The 22,189-nt window shown below is 49.0% G+C and carries 16 protein-coding genes and 1 tRNA gene; 3 read left to right on the top strand and 14 right to left on the bottom strand.

The features are described 5' to 3' along the window. Window positions 1–175 precede the first annotated feature (175 nt). The 9 genes from pheT to MKX74_RS06590 all read right to left on the bottom strand — a co-directional run bounded on the left by pheT (window position 176) and on the right by MKX74_RS06590 (window position 10,886). The gene (gene pheT / locus MKX74_RS06630; protein ID WP_341177871.1) at window positions 176–2,623 is read right to left on the bottom strand and encodes a phenylalanine--tRNA ligase subunit beta; all 2,448 of its coding nucleotides are present in this window, start codon (window positions 2,621–2,623) and stop codon (window positions 176–178) included. Between the two features lie 55 nt (window positions 2,624–2,678). Continuing rightward, the gene (gene pheS, locus MKX74_RS06625) at window positions 2,679–3,713 is read right to left on the bottom strand and encodes a phenylalanine--tRNA ligase subunit alpha (protein WP_018887810.1); all 1,035 of its coding nucleotides are present in this window, start codon (window positions 3,711–3,713) and stop codon (window positions 2,679–2,681) included. A gap of 155 nt (window positions 3,714–3,868) precedes the next feature. Then, window positions 3,869–4,033 carry a hypothetical protein gene (locus MKX74_RS06620; protein WP_341177870.1) on the bottom strand — a complete coding sequence of 55 codons (165 nt, stop codon included), beginning with the start codon at window positions 4,031–4,033 and terminating at the stop codon, window positions 3,869–3,871. A 334-nt stretch (window positions 4,034–4,367) separates the two neighbouring features. After that, window positions 4,368–6,233 carry a ribosomal protection-like ABC-F family protein gene (gene abc-f, locus MKX74_RS06615; RefSeq protein WP_341177869.1) on the bottom strand — a complete coding sequence of 622 codons (1,866 nt, stop codon included), beginning with the start codon at window positions 6,231–6,233 and terminating at the stop codon, window positions 4,368–4,370. A gap of 432 nt (window positions 6,234–6,665) precedes the next feature. Continuing rightward, window positions 6,666–6,736: transfer RNA gene (locus tag MKX74_RS06610), tRNA-Gly, on the bottom strand. A gap of 310 nt (window positions 6,737–7,046) precedes the next feature. Continuing rightward, complete coding sequence (locus MKX74_RS06605; protein WP_025680883.1) at window positions 7,047–8,006, bottom strand: aldolase catalytic domain-containing protein; 960 nt, start codon at window positions 8,004–8,006, stop codon at window positions 7,047–7,049. Window positions 8,007–8,175: 169 nt separating this feature from the next. Continuing rightward, window positions 8,176–9,279 carry an ATP-binding protein gene (locus tag MKX74_RS06600; RefSeq protein ID WP_018887807.1) on the bottom strand — a complete coding sequence of 368 codons (1,104 nt, stop codon included), beginning with the start codon at window positions 9,277–9,279 and terminating at the stop codon, window positions 8,176–8,178. A gap of 459 nt (window positions 9,280–9,738) precedes the next feature. Continuing rightward, window positions 9,739–10,152 (bottom strand): hypothetical protein, encoded by a 414-nt coding sequence (locus MKX74_RS06595; protein ID WP_018887806.1) that lies wholly within the window; start codon window positions 10,150–10,152, stop codon window positions 9,739–9,741. Window positions 10,153–10,349: 197 nt separating this feature from the next. Continuing rightward, window positions 10,350–10,886, bottom strand: coding sequence for a peroxiredoxin (locus tag MKX74_RS06590; protein ID WP_018887805.1), 537 nt, complete (start codon window positions 10,884–10,886; stop codon window positions 10,350–10,352). 377 nt (window positions 10,887–11,263) lie between these two features. Between MKX74_RS06590 and MKX74_RS06585 the strand changes: the two genes are divergently transcribed. Beyond that, a complete protein-coding gene (locus tag MKX74_RS06585; protein ID WP_341177868.1) occupies window positions 11,264–11,392 on the top strand; it encodes a hypothetical protein in 129 nt (42 codons plus the stop codon). A gap of 82 nt (window positions 11,393–11,474) precedes the next feature. Here MKX74_RS06585 and leuB read toward each other — a convergent pair whose 3' ends face one another. After that, window positions 11,475–12,551, bottom strand: coding sequence for a 3-isopropylmalate dehydrogenase (leuB, locus tag MKX74_RS06580; protein ID WP_018887804.1), 1,077 nt, complete (start codon window positions 12,549–12,551; stop codon window positions 11,475–11,477). Between the two features lie 390 nt (window positions 12,552–12,941). Here leuB and MKX74_RS06575 point away from each other — a divergent pair, with 390 nt between their 5' ends. Both MKX74_RS06575 and hcp read left to right on the top strand, forming a co-directional pair. Next, window positions 12,942–13,451, top strand: a complete 510-nt coding sequence (locus MKX74_RS06575; RefSeq protein WP_018887803.1) for a Crp/Fnr family transcriptional regulator — start codon at window positions 12,942–12,944, stop codon at window positions 13,449–13,451. A gap of 315 nt (window positions 13,452–13,766) precedes the next feature. Then, window positions 13,767–15,455, top strand: a complete 1,689-nt coding sequence (hcp, locus tag MKX74_RS06570; RefSeq protein WP_341177867.1) for a hydroxylamine reductase — start codon at window positions 13,767–13,769, stop codon at window positions 15,453–15,455. 255 nt (window positions 15,456–15,710) lie between these two features. Here the strand turns inward: hcp and MKX74_RS06565 are convergent, their stop codons facing one another. From MKX74_RS06565 to MKX74_RS06550, 4 genes are all read right to left on the bottom strand, one after another. Next, window positions 15,711–18,002, bottom strand: a complete 2,292-nt coding sequence (locus MKX74_RS06565) for a thiamine pyrophosphate-dependent enzyme (protein ID WP_341177866.1) — start codon at window positions 18,000–18,002, stop codon at window positions 15,711–15,713. Next, entirely contained in the window at window positions 17,999–19,015 is a 1,017-nt protein-coding gene (locus MKX74_RS06560) for a 2-oxoacid:acceptor oxidoreductase family protein (protein ID WP_341177865.1), read from the bottom strand. Before MKX74_RS06560 ends, MKX74_RS06565 begins: the two co-directional genes overlap by 4 nt. Before the next feature lie 438 nt (window positions 19,016–19,453). After that, window positions 19,454–20,467 carry a GTP 3',8-cyclase MoaA gene (moaA, locus tag MKX74_RS06555; protein ID WP_341177864.1) on the bottom strand — a complete coding sequence of 338 codons (1,014 nt, stop codon included), beginning with the start codon at window positions 20,465–20,467 and terminating at the stop codon, window positions 19,454–19,456. Window positions 20,468–20,485: 18 nt separating this feature from the next. Then, entirely contained in the window at window positions 20,486–21,991 is a 1,506-nt protein-coding gene (locus MKX74_RS06550) for a nitrate/nitrite transporter (RefSeq protein WP_018886428.1), read from the bottom strand. Window positions 21,992–22,189 lie beyond the last annotated feature (198 nt).

Below are 22,189 nucleotides of genomic sequence, written 5' to 3'. Positions count from 1 at the left end.
TGTCTTCTGTGGAAGCACAGTGATGACGTTTTTCTAATTGTACTCGTATCACTACAGGATGCAAATCTCGGCTCGATTGTACAAAAACACGATTCAAGACTATTTTGTAGATGCAAAAAAAGCCACATCGAACCTATGCTTCCTTAAGATTCGATGTGGCCTGGCTTATTTCCTGCTATTTTCTTAACTCTGCTCCAAAACTTTGCTCCAATGCTTCTACGACACGGGCATGGGCTACAGAGATTTCCTCATCGGTCAACGTCCGCTCCTGATGGCGATAACGCAGAGCGATAGCTACGCTCTTCTTATGCTCACCGAGCTTGCTGCCCGTGAAGATATCGAACACCTCCGCATGCTGCAGCAGTTCGCCACCGGATTCCCGGATCGTCTTCAGCAGATCCCCTGATTCTACCGCTTGATCTATAACAACGGCAACATCACGTTCAACGGATGGATAACGCGGCAGCTCGTGATAACGAATATTGCGATTCATATGTCTTACGATGGCATCAAGTGCGATCTCGGCCACATAAGTATCCTGAAGATCATGCTTGTGCTGAATCTCCGGATGAAGCTGTCCAAGTGTGCCAATCCATACCTGCTGTCCATCGAGCTCAAGGTATACCGACGCTGCACGTCCCGGGTGATAGCCTTGCGGCTGGTTAGCCACATAACGTGCCTGCTCAGCCAGACCTGCATAGGACAGGACAGCCTCAAGCGCACCCTTGAGGTCGAAGAAGTCAACCGGTTCAGCTGCTGCGTTCCATTGCTTCGTACGGCGACTGCCTGTCAGCAGCAAGCTAAGGACAGGAATTTCCTGAGGCTGCTTGGTCAAAGTCTCCTCACCGCTCAGGAAGACACTTCCGATCTCGAAGAAGGACAGATTCTCCTGTTTGCGGTTGCGGTTATAGACAGCTGCATCAATCATATGCGGAAGCATGCTGGTACGCAGTACACTGCGCTCTTCGCTCATTGGCATCGCCAAGGCTACAGGGTGAGCACCTTCCAGCCAGGAAGGAAATTGTCCGTTCTGTCCTGGATGGGTAAAGGAATAACTGATCATCTCCTGCCATCCACTGTGCACGAGCAGTTGACGAAGCGCTCTCCGCAACGACTGGGCTGGTGTCAATGTTCCTTGTGTTGTAGGTCCTTCAATGGGTGTCGTCGGGATATTATCATATCCGTACAAGCGAGCAACCTCTTCAATCAGATCAACATCCAGTGTAATGTCACCGCGTCTCGTTGGCACTGCAACCTCCAATACACCGTGCTCAGCATCACCGTAATCAAAATGCAGGCGCCCAAAGATTGTCTTGACCTCCAGCAGTGACAGCTCCGTACCGAGATAACGGTTCAGCTTATCCAGGCTCAGGCGGACAACTCGATTCGCAGTCTGAGCTTCTCCCGCTTCGACAATACCTTGCAGCACAGACCCTTGGGCGTATCGCTCAATCAAGGCTGCTGCCCGGTTCAGCGCAGGAATGACTGCTCCTGAGTCTACCTCTTTCTCGAAGCGCAGGCTTGCTTCTGAACGGAGGCCCAATTGCCGAGAAGTCTTACGAACACTACTGCCACTGAATCTTGCAGATTCCAGCACAATGTTCACTGTAGTCTCGCTGACCTCTGAATTGGCGCCGCCCATCACACCAGCAATTGCAATTGGCTTCGCACCATCGGTTACGAGCAGCATATGTGGCTCAAGCTTGCGCTCTTGATCGTCCAGCGTCACCATGGTCTCGCCAGCATTGGCCAGACGTACCGAAATCTGCTTCCCTTCCAGCTTATCTGCATCAAATGCATGCAATGGCTGTCCATACTCCAGCATAACATAGTTGGTAATATCGACAATGTTGTTAATTGGACGAATACCAGCAGCCATCAGGCGGTTGCGTAACCATAGCGGAGAGGGTCCAATCTTCACTCCCTTGATGACACGAGCTGCATAGTGGGAGCATTGCTCGGATGCCGCAATCGACACCTTCAGCTCCTCGGCAGCAGCTTCAGCTACCTCGACAAGATCGGCTTGTGGGTTAGGCAAAGTAACATCTCGGCCAAAAATGGCACTGACCTCATAGGCTGCCCCCAGCATGCTCAAGCAATCCGAACGATTCGGTGTCAGATCGAATTCCAGCACCTGATCCTCCAGACCGAGCAGCTTGGTGATTGGTGTTCCAATCTCCGTCTCCTCAGGCAAGACCAGAATGCCTTCCTGTTGGTCCTTCGGCAGCAATTTGTCGTTCAGACCCAGTTCCTTCGCTGAGCAGATCATACCTTGTGAAAGCACACCACGCAGCTTTGCTTTTTTGATGTCAAGTCCGCCAGGCAGCTTCGCGCCGACCAGAGCTACAGGAACCTTTTGTCCGGCATCTACATTTTTCGCCCCGCAGACGATCTGCAGCTCCTCTTCCAGTCCTGCATCCACAATACATACATTCAGCTTATCTGCATCCGGGTGCTTTTCCTTACTCTTCACATAGCCAACAACGACACCCGTTACGCCCTTATTACGATTCTCAATCTGGTCAATCTCGATGCCAGAGCGCGTAATACGCTCAGCCAGCTCCTCAGCGGACAGCTGATCGAGCGATATATAGTCAGACAACCATTCTGTTGATACTTTCATTTAGGTACACTTCCTTTTTTCCTGAATTCGAACGTATTGCAATCCGTGCAAGGTACTAGATTCGTGAGAACTGCTTGAGGAATGCCATATCGCTGTTATAGAAATGACGGATGTCATCGACACCGTACTTCAGCATGGCAATTCGCTCTACGCCCATACCGAACGCAAATCCGCTATATTTCTCTGGATCATAGCCGCCCATCTCCAGTACCTTCGGATGAACCATGCCGCAGCCCAGAATCTCCAGCCAGCCCGTCTGCTTGCAGATCCGACAGCCATTTCCGCCACATTTCACACAGGTCACATCTACCTCAGCACTTGGCTCCGTGAACGGGAAGAAGCTTGGGCGCAGACGAATCTGGGTGTCAGCACCGAACATCTCTTGCACGAACTGCAGCAACGTCCCCTTCAGATCGCTCATACGAATATTTTCACCGACCACAATGCCTTCAATCTGGTGGAATTGGAAGGAGTGCGTCGCATCATCATCATCACGGCGATATACTTTACCTGGACAGATCACCTTAACAGGGACTTCTCCACGCATAGACTGCATCGTACGAACCTGCACTGGTGAGGTATGTGTGCGCATCAACAGATCCTCGGTAATATAGAAGGAATCCTGCATATCACGCGCAGGGTGATCCTTTGGCAAATTCAACGCCTCGAAGTTAAAGTAATCCATCTCTACCTCTGGACCTTCAGCAACCTGATAGCCCATACCGAGGAAAATATCTTCAATCTCTGTGATAACTTTGTTCAACGGATGCACCGCGCCTTGTGGCATAATACGACCCGGGAGCGTGACATCGACCTTCTCGGCTTGAAGGCGTTGCTCTGTCTCTGCACGCTGGAATGCCTCCTGCTTGGTGTCGATGATACTCTCGATCGCAGCGCGCACATCATTGGCTACCTGTCCGATGACGGGACGCTCCTCTGCGCTCAGCGAGCCCATCCCACGTAGGATTTCAGTGAGCGCACCCTTTTTCCCAAGATACTTCACACGTAATTCATTCAGCAACTGTGGCTCATTAACTTGCTCTAGCTGGGCCAGTGCCTCCAATTTCAAAGCCTCGAGTTTTTCCTTCATTCTGGCTGATGCCTCCTTCTTGAATGCATCGGGCTGTCCCCGATATGATGCACAATGCAAAAAAGGCCTTCTCTCCCATAAGGGACGAGAAGACCGTGGTACCACCCTTGTTAGATGTCTGAAACACTTGAACACTGCGAGTGCCATACAGTAGGCTACACTCCTGCCAAGTGAACTGTGAATCGTTCCATCTCACTTATACACGCGATAACGGGCGTGAAGCGATGTCCCCTAGTAATCACTGCATAGAGCAGGCGATGTTCAAGGAATGGCTCAGGAGCGAATTCAGGCAGCTCTGAACTAAGCAAAGACGCTCTCAATCAACGGCGTCTCCTCCCTGTGCAGCAGAAGCAGCTTACTACTCTCCATCATGGCATGTAATATATTTATGAACCAGTGCTTTTATTATATGAGAACTTACTTAGCTTGGCAAGCCAAGGGCTTTTCCAGCAGGTCAATAGCCCATCATTCCCGGTTCAGCAATGTATATTAAGCGCCCGCTGTTGCATCGGTGAATCGGATGCGATACCTATGATATGCCCTCACTAGTAAATTCAGTTCAAGTCGATACGTAGCAAGTTCAATCCCCCCTTATATTTTCCTAATTTAAATTTCGGTTATTCATTGGGGAATATTCAGGAGGGTTAATAATCGCTACTCTTGTCTACGTAACTCATCCAAGCGGGTACGAATACGGCGAATCTCCTCCAGTAATTCCGTGCCTTGTGCATCCTCAGCTGATACAGGATCGCGTTGCATAAGTTCCGTCAGTCTCAATTCCAGGCGAAGCTGCTCCTCTTGCTCCTCTCTTCCCGCAGGCTGCCCCGCTCGCACCTGACGGGTCTGCTCCAGTTCATCCATGCTTCCGTCGAACCGCTCGTACTCCCCACCATGCCTCAGCAGGAGGAGACGGGTTGCTGTACGACGTATCAGCTCGCGGTCATGCGAGACAACCACAAGAGCACCATCATAGCTGCTAAGTGCCTCCTCAATAACCTCACGAGTGTCAATATCAAAATAATTCGTAGGCTCATCCAGGACCAACAGATTGGCTCCGCTAAAATACAAGCGCAAGAAAGCCATACGGCATTTTTCCCCCATGCTCAGATTGCCGATTTGTTGATTCACCTTGTCTCTAGAGAACAAGAAGCATCCAAGAATCGTCCTAGCTTCTGTCACTGTCATGGAGGGTAGCTCCAGGAGACTATCCAGCAAGGTCTGATCCTCGGGAAGATTCTCAAGCTCCTGTGAGAAGTAACCCATGCGAAGCTGAGGATTCCTGCGAATCCTCCCTGACTGTGGCTGCAGCTCACCTGTAATCAGTCGGAGCAGCGTCGTCTTGCCTGCCCCATTCGGCCCTAGGACAGCCAAACGATCCCCGCGTAACAGTTGCACGTTAAGCTCGTTGATCACCTGCTTGTCACCAAAAGAGAGATTAATCTGCTCCAAGCTGAGCATGTGTTTGGCCTGATATTCGCTGGTCTGCAGCTCCATGTTCAGGCGCATCTCTTGCCTCGGCTTCTCAACCCGATTCTCCTCCAGTCGCTCCAACGCCTTCTGCTTCGCATGATAGCGAGAAATATGCTTGTTCGCCTTAGCTTTGTAGTAGCTGCCCATGATCTTCACTTCCACCTGCTGATTCGCAGTTGCGTGGGCCCGGTGGAACCATTCACGATAGGTGCGGATGGATGCCTCTAGTGCAGCCTTTGCCTGCTCCTGCTTGCGATACTCCGTCTCCTGCTCTTTGCGCTCTCTTTCTTTTTGACTACGGTATTCATCATATCCCCCGGTATATCGAACAACTCCACTGGCGGACAGCTCGCAGATTTCGGTGGCCACTCGATTCAAGAACGTTCTGTCATGTGATACAAACAGCAGCGTCCCCTGATAATCGCGCAGCCACTCCTCCAGCCAGATCAAGCCCTCCTCATCCATATGATTCGTCGGCTCATCCAGCACCAACACACGCGGCTTGCGCAGCATTAATGCTGCCAGTCTTACCCGCGTCTTCTGTCCACCACTTAATCGGCCATATTCCCGCTGCCAGGTCTCACTCGGCATACCAACCCGAGTCAGCAACAGCTCCGCCTGTGTCTCCCAGCTATAGCCCTGCAATTCCGCATAGCGTTCCAGCCATTCGCTATATTCAATGGCAGCTTGCTCAGCTTGTGCACCATCGGCAGTCTCAAGGAGTTGCTCCAGCTGCTTCAATGCTGCTCTTGTCTGCCACAGCTCCGTGCTCTCCAGCAGCACCCGCTCCAGGACGGTTAACCCTGCAGTAGCTGGTTCATCCTGCTGCTTCATCCAGCCCCATTCCTCCAGGGGCAAGACTCGCTCGACCTGTCCGAGAGTCGCTCCTTCCACGCCCATTAATATTCGCAGTAACGTAGTTTTTCCACAGCCGTTTCGGCCGTGCAGCGCTACACGCCCACCTTCGTTAATCTCCATATTTACATTCTCGAATAGCCGTCTGCCATTCCAGTCCTTCGTCAGGCCCTTAATACGCAAGATTGTTGCCATACATGATCTTCCTCTCTGTGATCCTGTTCGACCTTCATCCGCAGTATCTATCTACTTGGATGAGGCAAACACACGGTAATCTGTACAAAAAAACCGCAGACGGTCTGCGACTTCAGCAAGAATACGGGTATGGAGCACGAGATACGGAAAAAAGACGACAACCGGCTATAACAAAAAAAGCCGAACTCCGAAAGCTCGAACCCAGACGACCACTAGCAAGGCGTATAAAAATAGCCTGCTATCATAGTCATATGAGCTCAAGTTGAAGTAGATCTGCGTCCAATACCGATGTCATGTAGACACACCTGTTCCCTGCAGCTTCACAGCCGCCTGCTTTCATGTGCAGTTGACGGGATACAGATGTAATTACTTCATCGGACGCAAGTACCTACCTTTCTACAGAGTTCAAGCTTTATTTATTGTGCTTGTTAAAGCGGGTGATGGGAATCGAACCCACGCTATCAGCTTGGAAGGCTGAAGTTCTACCATTGAACTACACCCGCATATACGAACTACGTACTGATCATTATAATGCAAATACCATATAAATGCAATTATGGTCCAAGCCCAAACTTTTACACAATCAAATTACGAGCTTACATTCGATTTCTGGCGATGCGAGTGACCACCTTTGGTTCATCCCATGCTCGCTCTAAAAGAACAATCCCCTTCGAAACAGATACAAGTCATCAACTAGATGAACATCGCATCCATTTCAAAGGGGTGTAACATACTCGCTTCATTTGTGTTGCCACTATATTTGTGTGCTACTGTACTTGGCTAACGGATCATCAGCCTAGTTATGACTTATCATTAGGATTTATCAAAAGATACTTCCGGCGTAGTCAGCGTGTCATAGAAATCAACAGCCTTATCCTTGTCCTTGGATGCACGCAGAGCCATTGCCGAACGCGGATGCTCGTCCAACGTACCTGTAATCATGTAAGGGATAATGTACCCCCACTCTTCCTTTTCACGCAGCGGAATCATCAGGTTCTCGATGACATCCAGTACTGGACGCAGCTTGTAGTTGGTATGCTTCAGATGAGTCACCAGCAGCTCTGTTGGGCAGTTCCCGGCCGCACGGCCCATGCCATACACCGAAGCATCCAGCAGCTCCACGCCATTCTCGGCAGCAATCAACGTGTTGGAGAACGCCAATTGAAGGTTGTTATGAGCATGAATCCCTAGACGCTTGTTCGGAAGGTGCTTCTTGAATTTCTCGGTCAGATATACGATGTCCTTATGATCCAGGCTGCCGTAGGAATCTACAATGTACACGACATCAACGACACTATCCTTAATCAGCTCGAATGCTTCAATCAGCTCGTTCTCCATGACATTGGAGAGAGCCATAATGTTGATTGTAGTCTCATAGCCTCTAGCATGGAAAATGTTGATCAGATCGATGGCCTTGTCCACATCCTTGATGTAGCAGGCTACGCGAATCAGATCCAGCATGCTTTCGCTGCGCGGCAGGATATCATTCTCATCCACACGTCCGATATCTACCAGTGCGGAGAGCTTGGTATTCCCCTTCTCTGGCAGAACCTTGCGTAGGAACTCATCGTCCAGGAATCTCCATGGGCCCGCTTTGTCTGCACCCTTCAATAGCTTGGGTGAGTTTTTGTAGCCAATTTCCATATAGTCAACACCGGCTTCATTAAGTCCGGCATACAACGCTTGAACGAATTCAACGCTGAAATCCCAGTTGTTGACCAGACCTCCGTCGCGGATCGTACAGTCAACAATTTTGGTATGGTTCGTTTTCATCTGTAAATTATCCCTCCAGGCTAACTATTTCTCCTCATCATACTTGAATCTATATTTAAAAGTAAAGGTATCGAAAGCTAACGCATAAAAAAAGAACCGCACATTCCACAGCACTCGGAAATAACGGTTCTTGCAATCACTTGAGCATTGCTTCTCTAAGGCTATATCCTCATACCAGTGGCAGTAATATCTTGAAATCCGTGCCTTCACCCCGGGAGCTGTCCACACGAATAAACCCTCCGTGATTCTTGATAATCCGGTAACTGACAGACAGACCAAGTCCCGTACCACTCTCTTTGGTCGTGAAGAATGGATCGAATAAATGAGACAGTGTATTGTGGTCCATGCCTAATCCATTGTCGGAGATGGAAATCTCGACAAAGCTTCCCTCCTGATGAATGGCGATCTGAATAATACCTTTACGGTGGTCCTCAATACCCTCGATCGCGTCCATGGCATTTTTGATAATATTCAGGATGACCTGCTTGATCTGCTTCACGTCAATGGAGACTCTCATCACACTGGACGTGTCCTCCAGCGATATTTCACAGCCCTTCATAACCGCTTCGCTTTCAGTCAGCATCACAACCTCACGCAGCAGATTTCTGACAGGAACGGCCGTCATTTGCGGTGCGGAGGGCTTGGATGAATTCAAAAACTCGTAAATGATATCGTTCGCGCGGTCAATCTCGGTCAGAATAATTTTAGCATATTCGTCCTTGCCGAGTTGTGTAAGGTGGGGTCTAAGGAGTTGAATAAAGCCGCGGATAGCAGTCAGTGGATTGCGAATCTCGTGGGCTATGGAAGCGGATATTTTGCCTAGCATGGCCAATTTGTCGTTCTGATAAGCGGTCTGCTCGATTTGCTTATAGTCTGACACGTCCTTGACACTAAACAGAAAGTCACCTTCCATCTCATCACCAGCGGTTACAGTAACCAGCCAATGGCGACCACACTCGTCAATCACTTCATGATAGCGTTTTCTATGATGGATAGTATCACGGTAGATTCTCAGTATTTTTTTACGTTTATATCGGCCTAGCTTGGGATGAAGAAGAATTTGCATCAACGTACATCCAATGAGTGACTTTCGCGGGAGTTCGAACAGCTTGGCCATTTGTACATTAATAAATGTCAGTACTCCTTCGCTGTCAAACAGCATTATTCCGCTGTCCAAGTGTTCCAGCACTCTTTCATACTTGTCGGTATTGGGCTGTCTCGGATGGAAAGAGCGTATCGATTGAAGCATACTATCTTGAACTTCGCTGATCATGCCAGGCTTCCCCCTCCTATCGGATTGATAAAAACTGGCCAATAGTGTCGTGTACCAACTTGCATCAGATAGTTATCCTATAAGTAATGATAGTCAACTACAAGCTTTACCGCAACGGGGAAACATGTCGAATGCATGTTTTTTTCCAATTTTTTTCAATGATATTTTTGCACACGTATGCAAAACAGGGCCAGTTTTATGCATAACACAACTTGGCTGCAAAGAACATTCAGTATTCATGCGATAATATCAGTCCGAAATACCTGTCATTATAGGAGCAGTAGAACATCTGTTATTTAACTGATATGCACGCCCGCATCTCATAATATGCATGCCAAAATTCTACAATAGGCTTACCAAAAAACTACAAAATCTGCAACAAAACAGTGCTGAAGCACACAAAAGCCCCCGGTGCGCGGGGGCTTGATGACGTTAATGTGTACAGTCCATTGGACGCGATCAGGTGCTTTTGTTGTGCTGAAGCCGAGAGCGTCGTTGGCTCATTACGGCAAGTCTGCGCTTGAGCTCCCTTTCCCATTTCTCATCCTGAATCTGTTTTGCGATTGTTAGTAAATCCAGAGACATGTCAATTTGTTTTTTCACGATTTCCAGTGGGTCTTCATTCTCGGTATTGACGCAATTCTCAAAGATAGCCTCTTCTTCTTCCAGCACATAGTCCTGAAAATCAATCTCGTTGGCCCCATCGCCATGGGCGTATTCGGCTAAAATTTCATATTCATTCTCAACCCGGTAATGCACTTCGATGCGCTGACAGACCGGACAGAACAATAGAGGAACATTATGAACCTGCGTTCGGTAATGCTTCAGCGTCCCTTTGGTTCCCACCATGCTTGCTCCACAGCAATAACTCATCTGGCGCTCACCCTCCTCTGAACATAACCAGTTCGCTTCCGTATAATTATTCTTCCCTTACCTTATTCGTCTTACGATTATGAAATTCCTTCCAACTCAAACTTTCTTGTTCATCATAATGTAAGAAATGAAGACAAGCAAACCCCCAAAACCTTGTCAAAGGCATTTGGGGGCTGCATATACATGGACTTTATGAATTACAGATTCTTGTCGCCTGGCTTCCAGTTCATTGGGCACAATCCGCCGGATTGCAGAGCTTGAAGCACACGCAGTGTCTCTTCTACGCTACGACCTACATCGTTGTGGTTAACAACTTGATATTTCAATTCGCCTTCTGGGTCGATGATGAACAGACCGCGCAGAGCGATACCTTCTTCCTCGATCAGGACACCATAGTCTCTAGCTACTTGCTTCGTAATGTCGGAAGCCAGTGGGAAGTTCAGCTTGCCAAGTCCGTTGCTTTCCTTCGGTGTGTTGATCCAAGCTTTGTGGCTGTGCTCAGAGTCTACGCTGACGCCGAGGATTTCAGTATCCAGAGCTTTGAACTGATCAGCAGCATCGCTAAGAGCTGTGATCTCAGTTGGACATACGAATGTGAAATCAAGCGGGTAGAAGAAGAATACGAGCCATTTGCCGCGGTAGTCGGACAGCTTAACCGCTCCAAAGTCCTGTCCATCACCAGATACGGTATTCATTGCAAAATCCGGGGCTGCTTTTCCTACTAATCTTTCCATAGTATAAAATCCTCCTTTGAAGTTATGTGAGCACTGTAGCATGTGCTGCACTAAATGCCAGCTCAGTTCCGTTCATCGGACTGAGTATACTACAAGCCTATTGAAGAAGAAGCAAGTTCTTCTCATTAGCATAATCGTGTAATTTCCTTAGCTGCATAGAAAATGTTATCATCCGTCGAAATCAAAGTCAACATTATACTAGTTACTTTTTTATAATTAATATAATCTACATCTGATCTTCATTTAATCTTCATTAGTCCTTGATTTATATGGGGTTGACATGGAATTACCGCTTCGTTGAAGAGGGTGATTGCAGGCTGATGGAGCAGCTGTTGCTTCCATTTATAGCTTCTTGCGAGAAGCATTAAGATTCGTTGATGAACACACGATCTATCGTGGCCCACATCATTATGAAGCAGGGCAACTATACATATAAAAATGAATATGAGGGCACGCTAGATTATTTTTACGGTCACGCCACTCAAAATAAACAATCCGGCCAGTGAGGAATGTAGATTCGCTCGCCCAGCCGGATTGCAAGAGTTATGAACTTATTTCATGCTCGTAAAGAGCAGATATCAATATAACCTATTTCATCGCTGCTGCAATCAAATCGCCCATCTCACTGGTAGAGAGAGCTTGGCTTCTGTCAGCAGCAATATCTGCTGTACGATGACCCGCATCCAGCACCTCGGCAACCGCCTTCTCGATTGCATCAGCAGCCTTATCGTATCCAAAGGTAAGACGGAACATTAGTGCTACCGACAGGATCGTTGCGATCGGGTTCGCCAGACCTTGTCCAGCAATGTCAGGGGCAGAGCCGTGTACAGGCTCATACAAGCCGAAGCTGCCTTCACCCAGTGATGCAGATGCCAGCATACCGATTGATCCCGTCAGCATAGCTGCCTCATCGCTCAGAATGTCGCCGAACATATTCTCGGTAACGATGACGTCGAAGCTTGACGGTCTACGAAGCAACTGCATCGCACAGTTGTCGACGAGTACATGCTCCAGCTCTACGTCTGGATATTCCGGTGCTACACGGATGACTACTTCTCTCCAGAGGCGGGAAGTCTCAAGCACGTTCGCTTTATCGACTGAGGCAAGCTTCTTGCGGCGCTTCTGTGCAATTTCGAAGGCTTGGCGTACAATACGCTCTACTTCTGTTACATTATATACGCAAGTATCTACAGCCTCTTCACCTTGCGCTCCTTCACGTCTGAACTTCTCACCGAAATAAATACCGCCTGTCAGCTCACGCACGACCATCAGGTCCGTCCCGTCCAGCACTTCTGGCTTCAGGGTCGATGCATCCTTCAGGCAGTCAAAGATAACAGCAGGACGCAGGTTGGAGAAGAGTCCCAGCTCCTTGCGGATACCAAGCAATCCTGTCTCTGGGCGCAACTCCTTCGAGTTATTATCCCATTTCGGTCCGCCCACAGCACCAAGCAATACCGCATCTGCGCTTTTACACACCTTCAGCGTATCTTCAGGCAGTGGTGTTCCTTTTTCATCAATAGCAATACCTCCAAAGAGTGCATGCTCAGTCTCAAAAGAGTAACCGTACAGCTCCTCCGCACGCTTCAGAATTTTTTCCGCCTCGGCTACCACCTCAGGACCGATTCCATCCCCTGCGATTACCGCAATTTTTTTCACTTCAGACATTGGGCTCAGCTCCTCTTGTTCTTGGGTTCACATGTCGAACCACTAACTTATTCCGCATGTCACGCAGTTCTTCCTATACATGTTTGTACCATAGGGTGAAGGATTTGACCAAGACACACATTCTATGGATTCGATAGGCTTAGCCTATAAGTCATGCTGTCCTTGATTCATTCCCCTTTGAACATGTCATAAATAGGATATAAATAGAGGTGAGTGACATCTCGTCCTGTTATACCCTTACGTTCATAAGGGAAATCCCTAATTCATGCAAGGTGATTTCCCTAACCCTCCATGATTTACTGTATCCTATGCTATAATTTGATAAACAAAATAGATCAACTTTCATCTTTATATCACCACTAAAATCACATCGCTTTTGGAGGTCGTGCCATGATTTTGCAAAAAGGGGATACCCTGTTCAGGCAAGGAGAATCGGGTCCACTCTACAAGCTTGTCAAGGGCATGCTCAAGATTGTCCGCGTCCACCAGGATGGCTCTCAGTTCATGGTGAATATCATCGTTCCGGGAGATACGATTCCCCATCATTCGCTGATTAGTCCTCACCCGTATTATGGAACGGCGATCGCCCTTGTTCCCAGTGAGGTAGAGGTTATTGCGACCGACCGCTGGTACAAAGAGTTGGCCGAGGAGCCTGAACGCTACAAAGATGTTGCCATGGCCTTGCAGAACAGTCTGCGAATGATGCAGAAGCGCATTGATCAATTAACAGAAGTCTCTCCTGCAGCCAAGCTGGAACAGCTTCGGATCTGGATTGAAGGCTATATCGCCCCTTCTACGATCAGTGACATTCTTACCCAAGACGAGATTGGCCAGTTCATTGGCCTGCGTCGAGAGACGATTAACAGACTCATGCGCAAGACTCACAAGCAGGCTAAATAACCTTTCTCAGCCCGTTCTTAGACTTCTGGTCCAGGGACGGGCTATTGTCTATTTTCTAGTTTCTGTTTTCTTTCTTCTGTTGCAAGCACTGTTCACGCAAGCTGCGACTCTAATTTCATCATTTTCATGACAAAATCAACCCACATTTAGCGATTATGGTATTGAATTGGCAAAAAGTGATCCCAGTCACCTGAGAGCAAAGGGCTGTACGATATACTCCGGGTATTGAATGTCTATTACAGCGTCATACAGAGGAATTCAGACTAGACATTCATTCTTATCTGTATGATGTTCAATACTCAGGAGGTAATCGAAATGACAACTAATGTGGCAAAAATGGTATCGGAGCAGCCACCCATGTTCTGCTTTCAATGCCAGGAGACGGCCAAGGGGGTAGGCTGTACCGTAGTCGGCGTCTGTGGCAAGACACAGGATGTTGCCAATCTGCAGGATTTGCTAATCCATCTGCTTAAGGGAATCTCTTGGCTTAGCCTTGATATTTCGTTGCCAGAGGCGCAGGACCGCAAAGTATCTCATTTCATCATGGATGCTCTGTTCGCCACCATTACCAATGCCAATTTTGACCGAGATGTATTCATCTCCAAAGTGCGTGACGCCTTAGCGCTGCGCAATGAAGTCAAGAACTTCCGTGACCAACAACAGCTATCCTCTGCTACAGAAGATCTGCCTGACGCTGTGACCTGGTACTCAGACAGTGAAGCTGAAATGGATATCAAGGCTCACCAGGTCGGTGTCCTTGCTACCAAGAATGAAGATATTCGCTCATTGCGGGAGCTGCTCATCTATGGCCTGAAGGGGATGGCTGCATATGCCTACCATGCGTGGCAGCTCGGGCACGGAAATGATGAGATGGATCACTTCATGCGTAAGGTGCTTGCCGCTACACTTGATGACACCCTGGATACCCAAGCGCTAATCGCTCTGGTAATGGAGACAGGTAAATACGGTGTCGATGCCATGGCGATGCTGGATGCCGCCAACACAGGAACTTATGGTCAGCCTGAGGTGACCAAGGTCAATATCGGGGTCAGAAATAATCCCGGCATTCTTATCAGTGGTCATGATTTGAAGGATCTGGAGCAGCTGCTGGAGCAAACAGAGGGAACAGGAGTAGATGTGTACACACATAGCGAGATGCTTCCTGCCCACTACTATCCAGCTTTCAAAAAATACAATAACTTTGTCGGTAACTACGGCAACGCATGGTGGAAGCAAAACACTGAATTCGACGCCTTCAACGGTCCTATCCTGATGACGACGAATTGTATTGTACCGCCAAAAGCCAGCTATATGGATCGCATCTATACGACAGGGAATACAGGCTTCGCTGGAGTCAAGCATATTCCAGAGGGTGAGAACGGAGCTCCAAAGGATTTCTCGGCTATTATTGCCCAAGCTCTTACCTGTCCACCACCGACAGAACTGGAGACTGGTGAGATTGTAGGCGGATTTGCCCATTCAGCAGTCCTGAACGTCGCTGATCAGATTGTAGATTCCGTCAAGACAGGAGCAATTCGTCGTTTCTTCGTCATGGCAGGCTGCGATGGTCGGATGAAATCACGCAATTACTATACTGACTTCGCCAAGGAACTGCCGCAGGATACGATTATTCTGACAGCTGGATGCGCTAAGTACAAATACAACAAGCTGGACCTTGGAGAGATTAACGGCCTGCCGCGCGTGCTTGATGCCGGACAGTGCAACGACTCCTACTCGCTTGCTGTAATCGCTCTGAAGCTGAAGGAAGTATTCGGTCTGGAGGATATCAATGATCTCCCGATCTCCTATAATATTGCATGGTACGAGCAAAAAGCGGTTATCGTTCTGCTGGCCCTCTTATATCTAGGCGTCAAGAATATACATCTGGGACCAACACTACCGGCCTTCCTGTCACCGAATGTTGCGAAGGTATTGGTAGAGAACTTCGGCATTGCTGGCATTACCAGCGTCGAAGAGGATATGAACTTGTTCATGACTGTATAAAACTCACAATATTCATGCTAGCACTAGCATTGCATTGTTGGGCCTCGTTCTCTTACTTGAGAATGAGGCTCTTTTCATTCCCCATACTAGAGGAGCAACAACCGCCAGGGGTTCAAACGTTCACCGCAGTTTCACGGACCCCAAACACTTAACATCTTCAGTTTAATCTATACTTTTTCGTTTAATACTACCGCCATGATGCAAAAAGAGGCCCACACCTGGTATCCCAGGAATGGACCTGCTGTACATATTCGATTATAGCAACGGATGCTCGTGCTTAGCCTTCAGAATATCCCATCTACGCTCGACTTCTCGCTCGAATTCATCCAGAATCCCCTTATTTTCTTCCTTGAGAAGGTGCTTGGTTTTGCCCATATATTTGAGCCATTCTGTGAGAGGCACCTTTTTGTTACGAGCTTCCGGGTTGTACGTAATCGTCGTCTGTCCGCGTTCTACCTCGTACAATGGGAAGAAGCAAGAATTTACTGCCGCTCCAACAATACTTTCTCCATCACGATCATTGGACTTCCAGTTCAGTGGGCAGGCGATGAGCAGCTTGCCGTAGGCCATACCTTCATGCGTTGCATACCATTGGGCCTTCGCTGCTTTCTTGACCAGATCCTGTCCAAAGGCCTCGGTACCTGTGAACACATACGGAATATGGGTAGCCGCCATGATCTGTGCTGTATCCTTATGATGGTAGGGCTTGCCCTGCTGAGCTTTACCCACACCGGACGTGCTCGTCATATGACCTAATGGAGTGGAATAGGACAACTGGGCCCCCGTATTCATGTAGCCTTCGTTATCATACTCCAGAATGATCATACGGTGGTTACGCAATGCGGTCCCGATCGCTGACCCCATACCAATGTCCATACCACCGTCTCCTGTCACCATCACGAACGTGAAGTCATCAGGAACGTCAATCTCACCCCGGCGTTTTTTCTCCCAAAAAGCCTCCAGCGTACCAGACAAGGTAGCCGCACCGTTCTGGAACAGATTGTGAATGAAGCTCTGCTTGTGAGAGTTATAAGGGTAGCCTGTTGTTGTAATATAAGCACAGCCTGTCTGGAATAGTGTAACGATATTGCCTTCAATCCCCTTGAAGAACAGCTCTAGACCAGGGAAAATGCCACAGCCCGGACACGCTCCATGACCGGCGGCAATTCGCTTAGGCTTGCCAGTGAGAGACCGAAGGGGTGGGACGCGTACTGACAGCTTGGAGGTCTCTTCATCAACCTTGACTGTGATCAATCCTGAGTTGTAAGCATCTGCTCCCGGCAGCTCTACGGACGATTGCAGCCGATCCTTTTCCAAACCTGGCGTATGCCCGTAATAATCAAAAGGCTTGTCTGCATATCCTTGTGCTGCTGCCTCTATTGCAAGCTCATAGAATGCCTCTGCATCCTCTGCATAGAAGTCCTTGCCTCCAAGGCCGAAAATACGGGACAGCACAATCGGCTGCTCGCCACGCAGGTCCTGTAAGGCTGATTTGACCTCGTGCGTCAGGTTACCGCCTTTAGCCCCGTAGGAGTCCGCCCGCTCGCCTACCAGTAGCGCCTTGACACCCGATAGTGCCTTCCGTATAGCCTCTGCCGGGAATGGCCGAATAACATTCGGACTAATGACCCCAGCCTTGATGCCGCGACTGCGCAACTGATCTGCCACATCCTTGGCAGATTCGGCAGCAGAATTAAGCAGGAACAAGGCTACCTCTGCATCCTCCATCTTGTACAAATCAAGCGTCTCATACGTTCTGCCTGACAATGCAGCATACTCTTGTGCTACCTCTTCGAATACACGCCCGGCATGCTCCATCGCAACAGACTGCTGGTAATGGTTATTCATTAGATCATCACCATTCATGTAAGCACCCACTACAATAGGATGCTCTGCATCCAGTACATGGGGTGCTTCAGGAGCTTCACCGACGAATGCTCTCACCACATCGCGCTCTTCGAATATTTGAACTCTGCGCTTCTGATGTGAAGTGAAGAATCCGTCATACGCCACGATGACTGGCAATCGAACATCACTATGCTCTGCGACACGCAGCGCTATGATATTCATATCATATACCGCCTGTGGAGAACGAGCCGTCAGGATGACCCATCCGGTATTCAGTCCGTAATACAGGTCCGAGTGATCACCGCGAATATCCAGCGGTCCGCTTACAGCACGTGTGACCAGATTCATGACCATTGGGAAGCGTGTTCCCGCCTGCACAGGAAGCTGCTCGATCATATAGAGGAACCCGTTCGCGCTCGTCGCATTGAAGACGCGTGCTCCAGCTGCCGCTGCTCCATAGCAGATACCAGCGGAGCCATGCTCTCCATCGGCCGGGATCAGCTTGATATCATGCTCACCGCGGGTCCTCATCACATCGAGATATTGGGCAATCTCAGTCGATGGAGTAATAGGGAAGTATCCCATAATATGATAGTTAATCTGAGCTGCAGCCATCGCAGCCATCTCATTGCCGGATTCAAATACAGTAGTCTGGACAGGCATTTCTGTCCGCTCAGCTGTCTCGGTATGGGTAATCATTGCACGGTCTCCTCCTTCATACGAAATGCAGTACGCTGTGGCACTCGGTGCTGATCAGCAAAGCCGGCATCGTCCAAACGCTCTGTGAGTGCTGCACTTGGGCATACCTCCACGCATTTCAGGCAGCCTTTACAGTATTGATAGTCAATGCCCTGCAGGAACATTTGCAGATTCCCCCGCTTGTCAGGCTGACGATCCCATACGAAGCAAAAGTCAGGACATGCCGTGTCACAAGCTGCGCAGTTGATGCACAGATCCTTATGGAATTCTGGCAGCACGCCTTGTCTTGAGCCGCTAAGATCCTTCGTTATGCTATTCGCTATAACATTCAAAATACCGCCAGGCTCTTGCGTCTTATAGCCCAACAATGGCTCAGGGCGAGTATACTCTGCCGTCTCATGCTCTGCTGACCCGATCGTCACGAAGCTGACCTCCTCATAGCCTCGATCGAAAGTACGCAAGTTGGGCTCGACCAGATGTGGCAGCTTCTTCTCGAACGTACGCGTGATAACCGCTCGCATGTCATCCGGATTCAGGAAGCTGCAGATCCGGAACAGTGCACCCAGCATCGCTGTATTGACCTTGGTCCGCTCCTGCATCGCAATGCTGAGTGCATCTACTATAGCCAGCGTTCCATGTGCCATCTTCAGATCACGAGCCACCTCTGCTGAGTCACGTGCAGAATTGACCAATACGACACCACCTGGACGCAGTCCATTCGTCACATCGACTGTCTTGTACAATGCTTCGTGAAAGATACCTACGACATTAGGCCGTTCAATAGGGCTATGATCTCTGATCTCTACCTCAGGTGCGCAAAAGCGTACAAAGCTTTTGACTGGAGAACCTTTCTTCTCGGAGCCATAGCTGGAAAAGTTAGAGCCGTTCAGACCTGCTCCGTTCACCCCGGCTTCCGCTAGCATTTTACCAGCCAGATTTGCCCCCAATCCCCCGATGGATTCCAGTCGGATTTCATAAAATCCAAGCTCGTTCGTCTGCGGTAACATTGTCACTACGCGTTCCTCCTGTTCTGTTCTAGTTCCATCCATCTCTTGTGTCAAAGTGTATCACACCCACAATAGAATAATGTGATTGCGGTCACATAACTGAAATGCATATAAGAGCCCCAATCCTCGCCTAGGGAATTGGAGCTCCGACCATGGTATGAGTGACACTGTAAGTGCCTGAAACATTGCAATTCTCGCTTGCGTTACTACCCGGTTGATAGATCAAGCAAGGAATTCCTCATTGTCCGTTTATGCAAAATATGGATTAGGGCTTGTCCTCGTTACTCGTCTATATCATCTCAATATCATGTGTATGACAAATATATGAGCAAATAGTAAGGCATATACGACGTCAAGCTAGGGCCGCTGCAATACAAAAGCTCGCACTGGTCTAACACCGTGCGTACTTAATACTTCTAGAAGACCGATATTAGAAGGCTGGCATCAGCCCCCAATATAGGACATTCCGATCTTGCTACGAGCAGACGTAATCTCTGAGCGTAGATCGGAATAACGATCTGTTCGTTGCTGCCAGACAGCAGCTATGGTATCGCTTAATTGCTCGTCTGTAGATCCGTTCCGCAGCATAGTCTTCACATCAAAGCCAGCCGAAGCGAACAGACAGGTATAGAGCTGTCCATCAGACGACAGACGTGCCCGGGTACAAGAGGAGCAGAAGGAAGCTGACACTGACGGGATAAAGCCGATCTCTCCTTCACCATCAGCATACCTGTAGCGATTGGCTACCTCTCCAAAATACGCTGGCTCAACCGGAACGAGGTCATAGACAGCGCTGAGCTGGTCCAGCATTTGCTGCTTGGTAACCACACTGTCCATACTCCAGCCGTTATCATTGCCGACATCCATGAACTCTATCAGCCGCAAGGGGACTCCCAAGGCTTTGAAATAGGCGGCCATTGGTAGTATCTGAGCGTCATTTACACCCTTTTGCACGACCATGTTCACCTTAATATCAAAGCCGATCTCTCTTGCAATTTCGATATTTCGCAGAATAACAGCAGGTTCGATTCCACGTCCGTTAATCCGCCCGAACAAGACGGGGTCCAGCGCATCGAGACTAACGTTCAGGCGCCGCAGGCCTGCATCATAGAGTGGCTCTGCCAGTCTGCCCAGCAGAACACCATTAGTCGTCAAGCCCATATCCTCGACTCCTGAAATAGACAACAGATCTGCCACAAGCTCGGGAAGTCCCCCTCGCAGCAGTGGCTCTCCGCCTGTAAGTCGAATCTTGCTCACGCCCAGCGCTACGAACAGCCTAGCTAACCGTACCAGCTCATCGTTGCTCAGCTGCTGCTCTGGCGGGAGAAAGCTGTGCTTAAGACCATATTTCTCTATAGGCATACAATACGTGCAGCGAAAATTGCAGCGGTCCGTCACCGAAATACGCAAATCATGTAAAGGACGCTGCAGACCGTCCCGAAGCCGATGCCTGTCCATGTCCGCTCCCCCTTGATGTCAGCGGCTGGTTGCCGCCTTTAATGTAATATCACTGAATGTACCAACGTAACGTACATCCTGCCCAGCTTCGTCCTTGACAGAACTGATCGTCAGCCACTGGAGGTATTCCTCACCATTTTTGCGACGATTCCAAATCTCCCCGTGCCAGGTACCGTGACTACGGATTTCGTTCCACATGCTGCCATAGAATTCGGCATTCTGCCTGCCAGACTTCAGAATACTAGGCTTGGAGCCCAGCACCTCAGACTCGCTATAGCCCGTCAGCTGCACAAATGCAGGGTTAACGGCAACGATCTTGCCATCTGCATCTGTGACCAGCATCCCTTGCCCCGTCGAATTGAACACCTCGGATGCCACGTGCAGTCGATCCTGATAATGCAACCACAAGACCAGCAGCAGACTGACTAGTGCTACCTGAGAGAGCAGCATAAAGCCAATAGAATATTGTCCTGTGATCCCGTGAATCGCAGCAAGCATAATCGGTGGGAAGAAGCCGCCTAGACCACCCATCATGGACACGATCCCGTTCACGATGCCTGCCTGCTTATCGAAGACCATAGGTACTAGCTTGAAGATGACACCATTGCCTGTGCCTGCACAGACAGCGATTATGATGCAGCCCACCGAATATAGCAGCAGTGAGGGTGAGAATGCCAGCACAAGCGCGGCAATAGTATAGATAGCAAAGGTGCCCATTAACAGGAACAACGGACGATACCGGTCAGCCAGCCAGCCGCCAATAGGACGGAACACGGTCGCTACCGCAATGAAGCCTGCGGTGCGCATACCGGCATCTACCTTTCCAAGTTCAAAATTATTCACCAGAAAGCTTGGAAGATAGACCGTAAAAGCAACAAAAGAACCAAATGTAATAAAGTAAAAGAGCGAGAACATCCACAGCTTCTCATTTTTGTATACGCCACGAATCTGTTCCATAATCGGTGTCTTGATCTTCTTCTCTTGACGATCACCAAAGAAGAAATTCAGCAAAATGAACACGAGCAATAACCCAAGGTAGAGCTTGACTGTGAGTGACCAGCCGACCTGGGAAGCAATGAGCGGCGCAGCGAAGGTGCTGATCGCTGTACCCATGTTACCCACACCGTAGATACCGTTCACCAGACCTAGCTTCTCGCGCGGATAGTACTTGGGCAATGAGGTGACACCGACTGAAAAGACGGCTCCGCCTATACCAAGGAACAGACCACCAATGATTAGATCCGTTACTGTGGTAGCCTCACTTAGATAGTAGACAGGGAATAGCAGCAAAATAAAGCTGATTAGAAAGACTAGCCGAGCTCCGATGAGATTGGCATAATAGCCAAGCGGAATGCGAAGCACCGACCCAAGAATGACAGGAATGGCCGTAATCATGGACAGCTGTCCGGCAGGAATGGTAATGTCCTCTGCAATATAAGGCATCAATGAGGAGATAATCACCCATACCATAAAGCCTGTAACCAGATTCATCGTTTGTAGGGGCAGTTGAATTTTTCTGATCAATTCATTCACCTTTTCTTATGTTTAAGTTTGGATTTGTGGTACTGCTGCCCCTATTGTATGCTCTGCGCCCTTCCCCCATATATAGGGGAGTCCCCTCTCTATCCCAAGGGAATACCCGAAAAAAGAAGCCCCTGTGTATAGGGAACTACGGGTCAGCGCTGCAGCTCTTCAAGTCTCATTTAAGGCGCTGGCACGTTT

It is taken from the genome of Paenibacillus sp. FSL K6-1230 (assembly GCF_038002385.1).
In the GTDB taxonomy this organism is placed as follows: Bacteria; Bacillota; Bacilli; order Paenibacillales; family Paenibacillaceae; genus Paenibacillus; species Paenibacillus massiliensis.
This window is presented reverse-complemented; position numbering and strand designations above follow the sequence as displayed.